The 15813-nt window shown below is 73.2% G+C and carries 14 protein-coding genes; 11 read left to right on the top strand and 3 right to left on the bottom strand.

All coding sequences use genetic code 11. From position 1 onward, the window contains the following. Positions 1–124 precede the first annotated feature (124 nt). The 7 genes from QSK26_RS20870 (at position 125) to QSK26_RS20840 (ending at position 6004) form a co-directional block, all read left to right on the top strand. Positions 125–985, top strand: a complete 861-nt coding sequence (locus QSK26_RS20870) for an NAD(P)-dependent oxidoreductase (protein WP_285776880.1) — start codon at positions 125–127, stop codon at positions 983–985. A 79-nt stretch (positions 986–1064) separates the two neighbouring features. Further along, on the top strand, positions 1065–2216 hold the full coding sequence (locus QSK26_RS20865) for an LLM class flavin-dependent oxidoreductase (protein ID WP_285776879.1): 1152 nt from the start codon (positions 1065–1067) through the stop codon (positions 2214–2216). Beyond that, complete coding sequence (locus tag QSK26_RS20860) at positions 2213–3088, top strand: amino acid ABC transporter permease (RefSeq protein WP_285776878.1); 876 nt, start codon at positions 2213–2215, stop codon at positions 3086–3088. The genes QSK26_RS20865 and QSK26_RS20860 overlap by 4 nt, the downstream gene beginning before the upstream one ends. 5 nt (positions 3089–3093) lie before the next feature. Continuing rightward, positions 3094–3846 carry an amino acid ABC transporter ATP-binding protein gene (locus QSK26_RS20855; protein ID WP_285777098.1) on the top strand — a complete coding sequence of 251 codons (753 nt, stop codon included), beginning with the start codon at positions 3094–3096 and terminating at the stop codon, positions 3844–3846. 58 nt (positions 3847–3904) lie between these two features. After that, on the top strand, positions 3905–4885 hold the full coding sequence (locus QSK26_RS20850) for an ABC transporter substrate-binding protein (RefSeq protein WP_285776877.1): 981 nt from the start codon (positions 3905–3907) through the stop codon (positions 4883–4885). Then, entirely contained in the window at positions 4882–5346 is a 465-nt protein-coding gene (locus QSK26_RS20845) for a GNAT family N-acetyltransferase (protein ID WP_285776876.1), read from the top strand. Before QSK26_RS20850 ends, QSK26_RS20845 begins: the two co-directional genes overlap by 4 nt. A gap of 85 nt (positions 5347–5431) precedes the next feature. Then, the gene (locus QSK26_RS20840; RefSeq protein ID WP_285776875.1) at positions 5432–6004 is read left to right on the top strand and encodes a phosphotransferase family protein; all 573 of its coding nucleotides are present in this window, start codon (positions 5432–5434) and stop codon (positions 6002–6004) included. Positions 6005–6048: 44 nt separating this feature from the next. On the opposite strand, the gene QSK26_RS20835 is transcribed toward QSK26_RS20840, so the two are convergent. Further along, positions 6049–6414 (bottom strand): STAS domain-containing protein, encoded by a 366-nt coding sequence (locus QSK26_RS20835; RefSeq protein WP_285776874.1) that lies wholly within the window; start codon positions 6412–6414, stop codon positions 6049–6051. A gap of 213 nt (positions 6415–6627) precedes the next feature. Between QSK26_RS20835 and QSK26_RS20830 the strand changes: the two genes are divergently transcribed. Further along, positions 6628–10806: a SpoIIE family protein phosphatase gene (locus QSK26_RS20830; RefSeq protein WP_285776873.1), complete on the top strand. Its 4179-nt coding sequence runs from the start codon at positions 6628–6630 to the stop codon at positions 10804–10806. Beyond that, on the top strand, positions 10806–11144 hold the full coding sequence (locus QSK26_RS20825; protein WP_285776872.1) for an STAS domain-containing protein: 339 nt from the start codon (positions 10806–10808) through the stop codon (positions 11142–11144). Before QSK26_RS20830 ends, QSK26_RS20825 begins: the two co-directional genes overlap by 1 nt. A 12-nt stretch (positions 11145–11156) precedes the next feature. Here the strand turns inward: QSK26_RS20825 and QSK26_RS20820 are convergent, their stop codons facing one another. Both QSK26_RS20820 and QSK26_RS20815 read right to left on the bottom strand, forming a co-directional pair. Then, a complete protein-coding gene (locus QSK26_RS20820) occupies positions 11157–12635 on the bottom strand; it encodes an alpha/beta hydrolase (protein ID WP_285776871.1) in 1479 nt (492 codons plus the stop codon). A 225-nt stretch (positions 12636–12860) separates the two neighbouring features. Next, positions 12861–13526: a TetR/AcrR family transcriptional regulator gene (locus QSK26_RS20815; protein WP_285776870.1), complete on the bottom strand. Its 666-nt coding sequence runs from the start codon at positions 13524–13526 to the stop codon at positions 12861–12863. A gap of 81 nt (positions 13527–13607) precedes the next feature. On the opposite strand from QSK26_RS20815, the gene QSK26_RS20810 reads away from it, so the two are divergent. After that, positions 13608–14507: a hypothetical protein gene (locus QSK26_RS20810; protein ID WP_285776869.1), complete on the top strand. Its 900-nt coding sequence runs from the start codon at positions 13608–13610 to the stop codon at positions 14505–14507. Continuing rightward, entirely contained in the window at positions 14504–15769 is a 1266-nt protein-coding gene (locus tag QSK26_RS20805) for a methyltransferase family protein (RefSeq protein ID WP_285776868.1), read from the top strand. The genes QSK26_RS20810 and QSK26_RS20805 overlap by 4 nt, the downstream gene beginning before the upstream one ends. Positions 15770–15813 lie beyond the last annotated feature (44 nt).

The following is a 15813-nucleotide window of genomic DNA, read 5'->3' as shown; positions in this document are numbered from 1 at the left end:
CGACACCTCCATCCATACTTGACCTCAATATTTGTTGAGCTTCTAGGGTGGCCTCTGATCGGCGAACCGCCGTACCCGACAGAGGGGAAGGGTCTTGACCACCACTTCGGAAGACCGACCGGCTGTGACCGTGCTGGGTCTGGGCGAGATCGGCGCGGCGCTGGCCGGTGCGTTCCTGGCCGGGGGGCACCCGGTCACCGTGTGGAACCGCACGGAGGAGAAGGCCGGGCCGCTGGTCGCCGCGGGGGCGCGACGGGCGGAGAGCGTACGCGACGCCGTCCTCGCCGCGCCGCTCGTGGTCGTCAGCGTGAAGGGCAACGACGCGGCCCGCGAGATCCTGGCGCGGGCGGGCGACGCGCTCGCCGGGCGCGCCGTGGTCAACCTGACCGACGGCACGTCCGCCGAGGCGAGGGACGTGGCCGACTGGGCGGGGGAGCAGGGGGCGCGCTACCTGCACGGGCAGATCATGACGATCGCCCCGGGCATCGGGCATCCGGAGGCGGTCGTGTTCTACGGCGGCGACGAGACCGTGTACGACACCCATCGCCCGGCGCTCGCCCTCCTCGGTGGCCGCGGCACGTTCGTCGCCGCCGACGCCGGCGTGCCCACCCTGTACGGCATGGCCGTGCACGGCACCATGTGGGGGACGCTGAACGGCTTCCTGCACGCGGCCGCCCTGCTGGCCGCCGAGGGCATCGAGGCGGGGCACTTCCTGGAGCGCGCCGCCCCGTCGGTCGCCGCCCTGACGTCCTTCCTGCCGTCGATCGCCGAGGAGATCGACCGCGGCCGGTACGCCGTGGAGTTCGGCGCCCTCCGGCACCATCTGCCCTCGGTCGCCGACCTCCTCCGGGAGAGCCGTTCCCGCGGCGTCGACGACGCCCTCCCCGCCTACACCCTCGACCTCGTGACCAAGGCCGTCGCCGAAGGCCACGCCGACGACAGCTACTCGCGCCTGGTCGAGCACTTCAGAAGAAAAACCCACTAAACCCGTAGGTCTTGACGGAATTTGGCCCGCCGTGTTGGAGTGAGGTGTCCGCTAAGGAACGTCAAGGGGGCTGCGACCCATGCCTGTGGAGTTTCTCGGTATCGGCGGTACCAACGACGGCTCGGAGACCTCGCCGCGTTCGGGCCCCTCCTTCGACAAGGAGTACACGCTCAGGCTGGCCCTCGCTCACCAGGAGCACGGCTGGGACCGGGTCCTGTTCGCCTACGGGTCGGGGTCGCCCGACCCGGCGCAGGTCGCGGCGTTCGTGGCGGCGCGGGTGCCGGAACTGGGGATCCTGCTCGCGCACCGGCCGAACGTGTCCTACCCGACCTACGCGCTCAAGACGTTCGCCACCCTCGACCAGATCAGCGACGGGCGGCTGACCGTCCACTTCATCACCGGCGGCAACGACCACGAGCAGGGCAGGGAGGGCGACGTCCTGACCAAGGACGAGCGCTACTCCCGGACCAGGGAGTACATCCGGATCGTCAAGAAGGGGTGGACGTCCACGACGCCCTTCGACCACGACGGCGAGCACTACTCCTTCAAGGACTTCGTGTCCGACGTGTTCCCCGTGCAGCGCCCCCGGCCCGGGGTGTCCTTCGGCGGCTCGTCACCGGCGGCGTACGCGGCGGGCGGGGCCGAGGCCGACATCTACTGCCTGTGGGGTGAGCCGCTGGCCGAGACCGCGCAGCAGATCGCCTCGGTGCGGGAGGCGGCGCGGGCGGCCGGCCGTACGGACGTGCCGCGGATCCAGGTCGCGTTCCGGCCGATCATCGCGCCGACGGAGGAGCTCGCCTGGGAGAAGGCGCACCGGATCCTCGGTGACCTGCGGCGCGCCGGCGGCGCGAAGCAGCGGCGCGGACCGGCCGGCTCGCCGCAGAACGCCGGGTCGCAGCGGCTGCTGGAGGTCGCCGCGAAGGGCGAGCGGCACGACCGCGCGCTGTGGACGCCGACCGCCGCCGCGACCGGCGGCGCGGGCAACTCCACCGCGCTCGTCGGCACCCCGGAGACCGTCGCCGAGGCCCTGCTGGACTACTACGACCTCGGCGTGGACATCCTCTCCGCCCGCGGCTACGACATCCTCGGCGACGCCGTCGACTTCGGCCGCCACGTCATCCCCCTCGTGCGCGAGGAGGTCGCCAGACGCGACAGGGAAGCGGCCGGGCGGGAGGCGGCCGGCCGCGAGGGCGGGGCCGTCGCGGCGGCGCCGATCACACTCGCGCGATGACACTGCCCGGCACCCGGGCCGAGGCCGCGGCCGAGCGCCTGCCCGGAGAGGCTGCGCCGAAGGTGGTCACCGCGCCCCATCCGCTCCGCAGGCTGGCCGCGCTCGGCGTGCTGGTGCTGCTCGCGATGGCCGCCAGCGCGCTGATCACCAACCCGGCGTGGGAGTGGGACGTCGTCGGCCAGTACCTCTTCGCGCCCTCGGTGCTCCGCTCGGTCGTGCTCACCCTGCACCTGACCGCGCTCGGCATCGTCCTGGGATTCGCGCTCGGCACGGTGCTCGCGCTCATGCGGCTGTCGCCGAACCGGCTGCTGGCGGGAGTGGCCTTCGGATACGTGTGGCTGTTCCGGTCCGTGCCGCTGATCCTGCAACTGCTGTTCTGGTACAACCTGGCGCTGCTGTACCCCCGGCTGTCGTTCGGCGTCCCCTTCGGCCCGGGATTCTTCGACATCGGCACCATGGACCTGATCAGCCCGCTCGCCGCCGCCGCGCTCGGCCTCGCGCTGCACCAGGCCGCCTACGCCGCCGAGATCGTGCGCGGCGGGCTGCTGTCGGTGGACCCCGGCCAGCGGGAGGCCGCCGCCGCGCTTGGCATCCCGCGCGCCCGGCGGTTCCTGCGGATCATCCTGCCGCAGGCCATGCGCACCATCGTGCCCAACGCGGGCAACGAGATCATCGGCCTGGTCAAGGGCACCTCGGTGGTGTACGTCATGGCGCTGCCCGAGCTGTTCTACCAGGTACAGGTGATCTACAACCGCAACGGCAGGGTGATGGCCCTGCTGCTGGTCGCGGCGATCTGGTACATCGCCCTGACCACCGTGCTGTCGGTCGCGCAGTATTACGTCGAGCGCCACTACGGCAGGGGGCGCTCGTGACCGCGATGGTGGAGTTGCGCGACGTGCACAAGAGCTTCGGCTCCCTGCACGTGCTGCGCGGCGTGGACCTGGACGTGCGCAGGGGCGAGGTGCTGGTGATCCTCGGCCCCTCGGGGTCCGGCAAGTCGACGCTGCTGCGCACGATCAACCACCTGGAGAAGGTGGAGCGCGGCACGGTACGGGTGGACGGGGAACTCCTCGGCTACCGCAGGTCCGGCGACCGGCTGTACGAGTTACCCGAACGCGACATCCTGCGCCAGCGCACCAAGATCGGCTTCGTCTTCCAGAACTTCAACCTGTTCGCGCACCTCTCGGTCCGGCAGAACATCACCGAGGCGCCGCGGTCCGCGCAGCGCCGCCCGCCCGCCGAGGTCGAGGCGCTGGCCACCCGGCTGCTCGACCGGGTCGGCCTGGCCGACAAGGCGGAGGCGTACCCGCGCACGCTGTCCGGCGGCCAGCAGCAGCGGGTGGCCATCGCCAGGGCGCTCGCCCTGGAACCCAAGGTGCTGCTCTTCGACGAGCCGACCTCCGCGCTGGACCCCGAACTCGTCGGCGAGGTCCTCGCGGTCGTCAGGGACCTGGCGGGCGGCGGCACCACCATGATCGTCGTCACGCACGAGATCGGGTTCGCCCGCGAGGTGGCCGACACGGTCGCCTTCATGGACGGCGGGCGCATCCTCGAACACGGCCCGCCCGCCCAGGTGCTCGACCGCCCCGCGCACGAGCGCACCCGCGCCTTCCTCAGCAAGGTCCTTTAGCCGGCCTCAGCCGAAACCCTTGAGACATCACCCTGAGACATCGTCCAGAAGGATCGCCATGCGTCTGCCCGCCGCGCGTCTCGCGCTGCCCGCCTTACTCCTGCTCGCCCTCACCGCCTGCGCCGAGGAACCCGTGCTGAGCCCGGCCGGGGCGCCGAGCGCCGCCCCCACGGTCGCCGGTCAGCCGATCAATATCGGCCCGGACCAGCAACGGGTCACCACCGCGAAGGTGGACGCCATCGCCGCCAAGGTGCCCGCCGCCGTCGCCGAGGACGGCGAGCTGACCGTCGGGTTCAACGGCGAGGGCTCGCCGCCGCTGGTGTTCCCCGCCAGCGACGACACCACGCTGATCGGCGTCGAGACCGACATCGCCCACCTGATCGCCGACGTGCTCGGCCTGAGACTACGGCCGGAGAACAGCTCCTGGGAGAACCTCTTCCTGGCCACCAGATCGGGCAAATACGAGCTGACGCTCAGCAACGTCACCGTCACCGAGGAGCGCAAGGACCTCTACGACTTCGCGACCTACCGGATCGACCAGCTCGGCTGGCAGGTGATCGACTCCAGCCCGATCAGGCGGATCGAGAAGCCGGCCGACGTCGCCGGGCTGCGGGTCTCGGTGGGCTCGGGCACCAACCAGGAGAAGATCCTCCTCGAATGGGACGAGCAGAACCGGGCGGCCGGGCTCCGACCGGCCGAGATCCTCTACTACCAGAAGTACGGTGACGCGCTCCTCGCGCTGAAGTCCGGCCGCATCCAGGCGTACTTCGGGCCCAACCCGGCCATCGCCTACAACATCGCGGTCAGCGGCGGCTCCCGGATCGTCGGCACCGCCTCGGGCGCCGGCCCCGACCTGCAGGGACTGATCGCGGCGATGACCAAGAAGGGCAACGGCCTGGTCGGCCCGGTGCACGAGGCGCTGAACACGGTGATCGGGAACGGCACCTACGCCCAGGTGCTCAAGCGGTGGGGCCTGGCGAACGAGGCCATCCCGGAGTCCGTGGTCAACCCGCCCGGCCTGCCCAGGGAGGCGAGTTGAGCACGGCCGCCTTCGACGTGCAGCAGGCCGGCGTGGGCGACCCGGCCGTGGCGCCGCTGCTCGCCGGCCTGCGCGTCGAGTACGCCGCCCGGTACGGCCGCAACGACGAGCTGGACCGGTATCCCGCCGGAGAGTTCGCCCCGCCGCACGGCGCCTTTCTCATCCTGGTCTCCGGCGGGGAGACGGTCGCGGGCGGCGCGTTCCGGCGCTACGACCCCGTGACCGCCGAGCTGAAGCGGGTGTGGACCCATCCCGGCCACCGGCGCCGCGGTCTCGCCGCCGCGGTGGTCCGCGCGCTGGAACACGAGGCCGCGGACCGGGGGTACCGGCGCGTCTACCTCACCACGGGCCCCCGCCAGCCCGAGGCCGCCGCGTTGTACCTGGCCGCCGGCTACACCCCGCTCTTCGACCCGGACGACCGCCCGGTGCGGGGACCGCTGCCCTTCGAGAAGACCCTGTGACCCCGTTCCGGGTGTCACCCGGCAGCCGCGGGCGGCCGGTTCGCCGTCATGTGAGGACACGCCGGGGATGTGCGCGAATCGGCCGATGCAGTCGCACGAGGTGCCCGACATCGCCGAGGCGCTCGGCCGTACGGTGCTGGCCGCGGCCACCCTGGCCGGCGGGTTCTCCCACGAGACGTGCCTGCTCACGCTGGCCGACGGGCAGGTCGTCGCCCGGCTCGGCGGACCGGACCCGGCGGTCGAGGCCGCGGTGATGGCCGCGGCCTCCCGGCACGTGCCCGTCCCCGAGGTGCTGCTCGTGCTGCGGGCGGGCGACGGCACCCGCCCGGCCATGGTGCTGGAACACGTGCCGGGCACGCCGCTCGAACACGTGCTCGCCGGCGGGTACGGCGCGGCGGAGTACGGCGCGCTCGGCGCGGAGGTGGGCCGGGTCGTCGCGGACATCGGCGCGGTGACGTTCGACCGGCCGGGCTTCTTCGCCGACGAGCGGCTCACCGTCCGGCCGGAGCTCCCGTGGTCGCGGCAACTGGCGGAGATGGCCGAGACCTGCATGAACGCCCTCAGCGACCTGGTCACCCGCCCGGCCGGGCATCCCGTCGCCGACCAGGCGGCGCAGCGGATCCGGGACTGGGTCGCCGAAGGCGTGCCCGGCGATTGAGCACCCCAGGCGGCGCGCGGACCGGGGACTGGGACCGGGGCCCGTCAGCCGCCGGACCGGACGGCGGCGACGGCCGCCTCCAGCGTGGGGTGCAGGGAGAGGATCTGGTCCAGGCCGACGATGCCGAACACCCGGGTGAGGTCGGGGTTCAGGCCGGCGAAGGCCAGCGCCGCGCCAGCCGCCTGGGCGCGGTGGTAGGCGGCGACGAACACCGGGATGCCGGTGGAGTCGCAGTAAGTGAGGCCGGACAGGTCGATCACCAGCTCCGAGCCCGCCTCCAGCCGGATCTCCTCCACGGTCGCGCGCAGCCGGGGCGTGGTGTGGAAGTCCAGCTCCCCCGCCACGGTCAGCACGGTCGGCCCGGTGGGGTGCGAGAAGAGTGTGACGGCGAGGTCTCGGGCGGTCACCATGTCTCCTAAGCGAAGGGGTCGGTCGGGGACGGAACCGCGGGTGGCCCGTCTCACTTCCCTACCTTCCTCGCTCCCTTTCCGGCGCGGAGGGCGGGTATGCCGTCGTACGGGGACGGCTGGCCTATCCTACGGAATGCCGCACTGCAGTTCACCGCCGGTGCTGGTGAGGCCGTGCCGCACCTCGGCGAGGCGCTTCGAGGGAGAGGTGACGTGGTGAGCGATGCGGATCCGGTGGACCTGGTGTTTCCCGGCGCCGGCGAGATGGCCGTGCGGATGCGGGCGCACCCGTGGGCCGAGACGTCCATGGGGGAGCCGGGGGCGTGGCCGTCCAGCCTGCGCACCGCCGTGCGGATCTGCCTCACCTCCCGCTTCCCCATGATCGTGTGGTGGGAGAAGGAGCTCCGCTTCCTCTACAACGACGCCTACCTGCCGCTGCTCGGCACCAACCACCCGGCGCTGGCCAAGCCGGGCGACCAGGTGTGGGGCGAGATCTGGCACATCATCGGGCCGATGCTGCACTCGGTGATGACCACCGGCGAGGCCACCTGGTCGGAGGACCTGCTGCTCCCGCTGGTACGGCACGGCTACCTGGAGGAGACGTACTGGACCTACTCCTACAGCCCGCTGCACGACGACGAGGGCGTGGTGCGCGGCGTGTTCACCGCGGTGAGCGACACCACCGAGCGGGTCATCGGGGAGCGGCGCCTCGCGGTGCTCCAGGACATGGGGGCGCTGGCCGGCCACGCCCGCACCGTCACCGAGGCGTGCGGCCTGGTGGCCCAGGCGCTCGGCCGGGCCGCGGAGGACGTGCCGTTCGCCGCGATCTACCTGCGCCGCCCGGGGACCGACGAGCTGGCCCCCGCCGCGCTCAGCCCGGCGGGCGCCGATCCGGCCACGCTCGCGCAGGGGCCCGGCGGCTGGCCGGTGCGGGAGGTGCTGCGCACCGGCGCCCCGGTGACCGTGACCGACCTGGCCGGGCGCTTCCCCCCGCTGCCCGCCGGAGGATGGCAGGCCCCGCCGACCCAGGCGGTGGTGCTCCCGCTGGCCGGCGAGACCGGCGGGCAGACCATCGGCACGATCGTGCTCGCGGCGCGGGCCGGCCGGGCGCTGGACGAGGCGTACACGTCGTTCCTCGCCCTGGTGGCACGGCAGACCGCCGCGCTGGTCAACGCCGCGATCGCCTCCCAGGCACAGCTCAGGCGCGCGGAGGAGCTGGCCGAGCTGGACCGGGCCAAGACCACCTTCTTCTCCAACATCAGCCACGAGTTCCGCACCCCGCTGACCCTGATCATGGGGCCGCTGCAGGAGCTGCGCGCCCGGTTCGCCGACGGTGACGAGGGGGTCAGGGAGGAGCTGGAGTTCATCCACCGCAACGGGCTCAGGCTCGGCAAGCTCGTCAACACCCTGCTGGACTTCTCCCGCATCGAGGCCGGCCGGATGCGGGCCCGCTTCGAGCCGGTGGACCTCGCCGCCGTCACCGTCGATCTCGCCAGCGTCTTCCGGTCCGCCGTGGAGAAGGCCGGCCTGGCCTTCGAGGTGGACTGCCCGCCGCTGCCCGGCCCGGTGCACGTGGACCGCGAGATGTGGGAGAAGGTCATCCTCAACCTGCTGAGCAACGCGTTGAAGTTCACCTTCGAGGGTTCCATCGGGGTGGCGTTGCGGCACGAGGACGGGCAGGCGGTGCTCACCGTCGCCGACACCGGCGTCGGCGTGCCGGAGCAGGAGATGCCGCGGCTGTTCGAGCGGTTCCACCGGATCGAGAACGCCCGTTCCCGGTCCAACGAGGGCAGCGGCATCGGCCTGGCGCTGGTCAGGGAGCTGGTGGGCCTGCACGGCGGCACCATCACCGCGGACAGCCGCGAGCACGGCGGCACCGCCTTCACCATCCGCCTGCCGTCCGGCGCCGGGCACCTCGCCGCCGGGAGCGTGGTCCCGCCCGGCGGTCAGGACGGAGTCTCCGACGCCGGGAGCGTGATCTCGCCCGGCGGCCGGGACGGGGTCTCCGGCGCCGCCGAGCCCTTCGTGCAGGAGGCGTTGCGCTGGCTGCCGCACGACGGCGCCGGCCCACCGGCGGACACCGGCGTCGAGCCCTCACTCGGCGGCGCGGAGTTCCGGCCGGGCCGGGCCGGCGCGACCCCGGCCCGGGTGCTCATCGCCGACGACAACGCGGACATGCGGCAATATCTCACCCGGCTGCTCCGGGCCGCCGGATACCAGGTGGACGCGGTCACCGACGGCCGCGCCGCCCTGGAGACGATCCGCGCCGACGCCCCCGACCTGGTGGTCAGCGACGTGATGATGCCCCGCCTGGACGGCCTGCAACTGGTTGCCGCCCTGCGCGCCGACACCCGTACGGCGAGCGTCCCCGTGCTGCTGCTGTCCGCCCGCGCCGGGCAGGAGGCGTCGATCGAGGGGCTGGGCGCCGGGGCCGACGACTACCTGGTCAAGCCGTTCTCCGCCGCCGAACTCCTCGCCCGGGTGCGGGCCAACGTGGAGATGACCCGGCTGCGCGACCACCACGCCAGGTGGCGCACCGCGTTGATCGACTCCGTGCAGGAGGCGTTCTTCGTCAGCGACGAGGACGGCGCCATCGTGGAGATCAACAAGGCGTTCACCGACATCCTCGGCTACGGTCCCGAGGGCCTGCCGTACACGCCGCACCACCCGTGGTGGCCGAGCGAGACCTCCGACGCCGAGGCGCACCGGCTGGCCAGGGAGGCGTTCGACCTGGTCGTGGGGGAGCGGCGGGGGAGCCACATCAGCCCGGTCACCCACCGCGACGGGCACCGGCTGTGGGTGGCGGCCACCTTCAACCCGGTCGAGGACCCCGACACCGGCCGACGGGTGACCGTCGGCACCTTCCGCGACGTCACCGCCGAGCACTACGCCGTGCAGCGGGAGACGGCCATGGCGGCAGTGAGCGTCCGCCTGTCGGAGGCGGAGAGCCTGCCCGACGCCCTCCTGGGAGCCCTGGAGGAGTTCCGGGACGTGTGGTACGCCCGCCGGGTCATGGCGGTCACCTTCCCCGAGGCGGGGGAGCCGGTGCTGGTGTCCACCGAGGCGGCAGGCGGATGGGCCGAACTGCCGCCGGAGGAGCGGGAGTCGATCGGCGCCCTGCGCGAGCGTCCCCTGCTGACCCCGGTCGTCGGCGAGACGGCGTGCGCCGGGATCACGCTGGAGCATCCCGACGGGCTCCTCGCCGTATGGATCGACCTGGGCGAGAACCGGCCCTTCAGCACCGAGGACCAGACCCTGCTGGCACTGCTGGCGGGCTACCTCGGGCAGGCCCTGCACCGGGCGCACCAGATCGACCAGCAGCGCGAGACCGCCCTGGCCCTCCAGCGCGCCATCCTCGGCCCCTCCCGGCTGCCCGCCGGCTTCGCCGTCCGCTACGAGCCGGCCACCCGCCCGCTGGAGATCGGCGGCGACTGGTACGACACCGTCCAGCTTCCCGGCGGCCGGATCGGCATCGTCGTCGGCGACTGCGTCGGCCGTGGCCTGCAGGCCGCCACCATCATGGGCCAGTTGCGCAGCGCCTGCCGCGCCCTGCTCCTCCAGGACACCCGGCCCGCTCCGACGATCGCCGCGCTGGACCGCTTCGCCGCGCTGATCCCCGGCGCCAGGTGCACCACCGTCTTCGTCGGCGTCCTCGACCCGGAGACCGGTGACTTCACCTACTCCAGCGCCGGTCATCCGCCGGGCATCCTCGCCTATCCGGACGGCACCATCCGGCTCCTGGCGGAGGCCGGTTCCATTCCGCTGGCGGTCCGCCCGGGTCATCCCCGGCCGGAGGCGAGCTGCACCGTGCCCGCCCGGGCCACCCTGATGCTGTACACCGACGGCCTGGTGGAGCGCCGCCGCCACTCGCTGGACGCGGGGATCGGCCGGGCCGGCGCGGCTGTCCGGGCCGGGCAGAGTCTTCCGGTGGACGAGCTGGCGACGCGGCTCATGACGGATCTCTCGCCCGCGGAGGGCTACGACGACGATGTCGCCCTGCTCGTTTACCGGCATCCGGCGCCGCTGGAGGTGCACTTCCCCGCGATGTCCGCCCAGCTCGCCCCGGTGCGGTCCGCGCTGCGCGCGTGGCTGACCCGCTGCGACCTCCACCCCTCGCAGATCCAGAAGGTCCTGGTCGCCGCGGGGGAGGCATGCGCCAACGCCATCGAGCACGGACACCGGCACACCCCCGGGCACACCGTCCGCCTGTACGCCGCCGCCACGGTGAGCGACCTGCGGGTGACGGTGACCGACACCGGCTACTGGAAGGTTCCCGGTTCCCCTTCGCCGCACCGCGGCCGGGGGATAACCCTCATGCACGCCATGATGCACCAGGTGACCATCAAGCCCGGCCCGGCCGGCACGACCGTTGAGATGCACACGAGGATCAGCTGATGACCACACCTCTCACCCTCGCCACCTCCCGGCGTCCGGACGGCACCGTGGTCCTGACCGCCACCGGTGAGATCGACATGAGCAACGCCGCCGCCCTGGCGGAGGCCCTCACCCGGGCCGCCACGGGCCAGACCCCGCTGCTCGTGGACCTCACCGCGGTCGACTACCTCGACAGCGCCGGCCTGACCACGCTCTTCGAGCACGCCGAGCGCATCCAGCTCATCGCCCCCCCGCTCCTCACGCCCGTCCTGACGGTCTCCGGGCTGGCCGAGCTCACCACCGTCCACTCCTACGACCCCGCCGCGCGGCCGGACGGGGAAGGGCCGCCCGCGGTGTAGCGGGCGGGCGCGTCACCGGGTCGGCGACGCGGCGCGGCAGAGCGTGTCGCGGGCCGGGCGGGTGCCGGTGACCAGGAAGTCGGTGACGGCCCGGTCGCCGCACGCGTTCCCGTTGGCGAGGTAGGAGCCGTGCCCGCCCGCGTCGACGGCGACCATCCGCGCCCGGTCGCCGAACGCCTCGCGCATCTTCAGCGCGCCGGCGTACGGCGTGGAGGGGTCGCGCAGGTTCTGCACCAGGAGCACGTTGGACGGGCCCTTGGCGGTGATGCGCACCGGCGGCTCGGCGGGCCGCCACGGCCAGTACGCGCAGGGGCCCAGGTTGACCGGCATGCCGGCGGTCAGCGGGTGGGCCTTCCTGTCCTGGGTGACCAGCCGCTCGTGCAGCCGGGTCGAGTCCGGCCACTCCACGTCGTTGCACATGGTCGCGCCGGCGGTGGCGGCGGTGTTCTGCATCTGGGCCTCCGGCGGGGCGACGGCCGTGGGGAGCGGGCCCGAGGCCGCCGCCGTCTTCATCAGCCCGGCCAGGGCGGGGAAGCGCGAGTCGGCGTAGAACGCGTTCAGCATCGTGTCGCGCAGGACGTTGCCGTTCAGCTCGGGCGGGTTGGCGCCGGGCCAGGGGAGAGGCTTGCGGTCCAGGCGGGCCGCGAGTTCCAGCGTGGTACGGCGGACCGCGGCCGGCGTGCCGCCCAGGCCGTACTCCTCGTCGCGATCGGCCGCCCAGGCGGCGAAGTCGGGGAACCGGTCCTCCACGCCGATCGCGTAGTTGGCCAGCCAGCCGCGGGCCACCTTGTCCGGGTTGGGATCGTCGTTGCTGTCCAGGATCACCCGATCGGTGTTGCCGGGGAACATCGTGGCGTAGGCGGCGCCGGCGTACGTACCGTAGGAGACGCCCCAGTAGGACAGCCGCTGCTCGCCGAGGGCGCGCCGGATGCGTTCGATGTCCCTGGCCGCGGTGCGGGTGCTGATGCTGCGCACCACCGGGCCGCCGTTGCGCGCGCAGGCGGCGGCGAGCCTGCGGGACCAGGCGGTGTTGCGCGCGATGCCGCCGTCCGCGTCCGGCCAGGGCTTGAGCAGGGTGGGGTCCAGGTCGGCGTGGGCGAGGTCGCAGGACGCGAGCGTACTGGCGCCGACCCCACGCGGGTCGAAGCTGACCAGGTCATAACGGTCGAGCACCTCCTTGGGCATGGAGCGCGCCAGCGTGCTCGGACGGGACAGGCCGGGACTGCCCGGCCCGCCCGGAATGAACAGCAGCACCCCCCTGCGCAGCCCCGGCACGGCTGTGCGGATCCGGGAGACGGCCAGCGTGACGGTCTCCTTGCCGGGCGCACGGTAGTCGAGCGGCACCTGGAGGGTCGTGCACTCCTGCCGGGGGTCGAGCCCGGTCACGGCGGCGCAGCGGCCCCAGACCGGGGTGTCGGCCTGGGCCGGTACGGCCGGCGTGACAGCCAGCAGGGCAAGGGTGGTGGCGCCGATCACGGCGTTTCGTTTCATGGTTTCAAGTCTGTGAGCGGCGGCTTCCCGGTCCCAGGGAGTTGATCACCGATCGACCGTGATCTGCTCATGAACCGGGCATCCGGGTGAACACCACCGTCCGCCGCCTCACCACCGCACCCGCCGCGACCGGCATCCTCCTCCACCGGCGGCGCCTCGGCCGCCGCCGGCACAACGGCGGCCACAGGCGGGGGCTCGTCCCGGGCGGCGGGGCGGTGCCGGGCGCTAACGGGCCGGGGCGGTGCCGTCGGGGCGGTCGCCTTCCCGTGGCGGTCTGCGGCGGCCCGGGACGCGCATGGTGAGCAGTCTCGCCCGGGGCGCGACCCGTTCGGCCAGGTCGAAGAGGGCCTGGGTGCGTGTACGGTCGGCGTCGAGGTGGGTGAACAGGTTGACACCGAGGTAGAACGTGATCGCCGCGTAGGCGAGATCGCGCGGCGGCAGCAGCCTGGCCAGCGGCGATCCGCCGATCACCCGGTCCAGGGCCTGCTCGATGAACTCGATCCACGGCTCGGCCCGGGAGGTGATCTCCGAGCGGAGCTCGGGCCGGGCGATGCTCGCGCCGACCAGCTCGGAGAAGAGCGTGATGTGCCCGCCTTCGAGGTCGGCCCGGTAGATCGCGCTGGCCGTCTCGACGAGCTCCTCCAGGTTCCCGGCCTTCTGCACGGCCTGCCGGTAGGCCGCCATGCGCTGCTCGGAGGACCGGTCCAGCGCGGCCAGCAGCAGCGGGTCGACCCCACCGAAATGGTAGAAGACCAGCGCCGAATTCACCCCGGCCGCCTTGGCGATGGCCCGCGCGCTGGTGCCCGCGTACCCCTGGCTCCGCACGGTCTCGGCGGCGGCGTCGATCAGCCGGTCGCGGGTCTCCGCTCCGGACTGCTGCTTCTCGGTCACCGCACCCCCGCTTGACAGTCTCCCATCCGCTCATCATACGGTTTAATCACTTGATTAAATCTTCTGGTTAAGGCGGTGGATGTGGAACCTGAACGGGGACCGCAGCGCGAGGCACGATGGACGCTGGCCGGAGTACTGGCGGCGCTGTTCGCCGCGATGCTGCTCTACCGGGTGCTGCACGAGGGCCACCTGGAACAGACGGCGCTGTTCTACGTCGGCCTGCCGGCCGTGATCGCCGTCACCGTCGCCCTCACCGTCCGGCCCCGCGGCACCACCGGGATGATCATGGCGTCCATGACGGTGGCCCTGGCACTCGCCGGCCCGCTGCTCGGCGAGGGGATCGTCTGCCTGGTGATGGCCGCGCCGCTGTTCTACCTGGTCGGCGCGTTCGTCGGGGTGTTCATCGACCACGACAGGCGCCGCGGAAGCGGTCCGGGAGGCAAGGGGCAGATCAGCCTGCTGGTCGCGCCGCTCATCGTCGCCGCCGCCCTGGAGGGGACGGTGGCCTCGCTGCCCAGGGACAACGAGGTGACCGTCAGCCGGGCGATCGGATCGGCGGCGGATGTCGAGCGCGCGCTGGCCGCCGAACCCCGGTTCGGGCCCTTCGACTCGGCGTTCCTGCGGCTCGGCTTCCCCCTGCCGCTGCGCTCCGAGGGCACCGGGCTGGACCTCGGCGACACCCGCACGATCACCTTCACGCCGCGTCGTTCGCTCGGCATCGGAGCCCCGCTGGAACCCCGGTCCATGACGCTGCGGGTGAGCGAGCGCTCGCCCGGCCGGGTCGTCTTCGCGGTCGTCGAGGACACCACCCTCGCCCGCTGGCTCGACCTGCGTCAGGCGGTGTTCGACTGGCGCGGCGGCAGGCTGGAGGTCACCCTCGGCTACCGCCGTACGTTCGACCCGGGGTGGTACTTCGGCCCGCTCCAGCGCTACGCGGCGGCCGAGGCGGCCGGCTACCTCGGCAGGACGTTCGTCCCGTGAACGACCCGGCCCTGATCCGCGGTGTCGCGCTCTTCGCGCCGGTGGCGGCCGTCTGGATCGCCGTGGCCGTACGGCGGCCGGGTTCGCGAGACCTCGCCGCGATGATCCTCGCCACCGCGTGGAACCTGCTCACCCTGGCGGTGGCCAACGTCGTCGCGGCGCACGCGGGCTGGTGGACGTTCGCCGCCGAGGGCGCCCTCGTCGCGGGCGTGCCCGCCGACCTGCTCCTCGGCTGGGCGCTGCTGTGGGGCGCGCTGCCCGCGCACGTCCTGCGCACGCTCCCGCTGCCGCTCGTGCTCGCCGCCTTCGGCTGGCTGGACCTGGCCCTGATGCCACTGGCCGGTCCGGTCGTGACACTGGGCGCGGGATGGCTGTACGGCGAGGCCATCGCGATCGCGTGCTGCCTGCTGCCCGGCCTGCTGCTGGCCCGGTGGACCGCCGCGGACCGCCGGCTGCCCTGGCGGGTGACGTTCCAGGTGATCCTCGCGGGCGGGCTCGCGCTCGGCGTCCCCCTCGCGCTCACCGGGGCCTGGCGGCAGCCCGGGTGGGCGATCGGCCTGCTGGCGCAGGCGCTCGCCGTGCCGCTGCTCCTCGGGCTCGCCGCCGTACGCGAGTTCGCCGTCGCGGGTGGCACACCGGTGCCGTACGACCCGCCGAAACGCCTCGTCACCGGCGGGCCGTACGCCTACGTCCGCAATCCGATGCAGGCGGCCGTGACGGGCGCTTACCTGGTGCTGGCGGTGGCGGACCTCCGGTTCGCCGCCGCCGCGGGGCTCTCGTTCGCCTACGGGGCGGGGCTGGCCGCCTGGCACGAGGGCGGGCACCTCGCCGGCCGGTTCGGCGCGGACTGGGCGGACTACCGGGACCGGGTGCGCCCCTGGCTGCCCCGCGCGCGGCCGTACCCCGGCCTGCCGCACGCCGACCTGCACGTCGCCGCCTCCTGCGCGCGGTGCGCCGAGGTGGGCGGCTGGATCACCCGCGGGCGGCCGGTGTCGCTGCGGATCCTGCCCGCCGAGCGGCATCCGGCCGGGCTGCGCCGGATGACCTACGAGCGCGCCGACGGGCTGCGCGCCCACGGCGTGGCGGCCTTCGCCCACGCGGCGCAGCACCTCCACCTGGGCTGGGCGCTGGCCGGCTGGCTGCTCCTGCTGCCGGGAGTGCGGTGGTTCGCCCAGCTCTGCGCGGACGCCTTCGGCGCAGGCCCCGCCCGTCCGGCGCCCGCCGAGTCGGACGGGGTTCCCATCCGCCGGGGCCCTGCCTAGAATTCTGGATACTTGTCAATAAAAAATGCGCTGTGTCACCCGGG

Origin of the sequence: Microtetraspora sp. NBRC 13810, from assembly GCF_030268685.1 — a bacterium.
In the GTDB taxonomy this organism is placed as follows: Bacteria; Actinomycetota; Actinomycetes; order Streptosporangiales; family Streptosporangiaceae; genus BSRQ01.
Note: the sequence above shows the minus strand (reverse complement) of the source record. Positions and strands in the feature narration are given on the sequence as shown.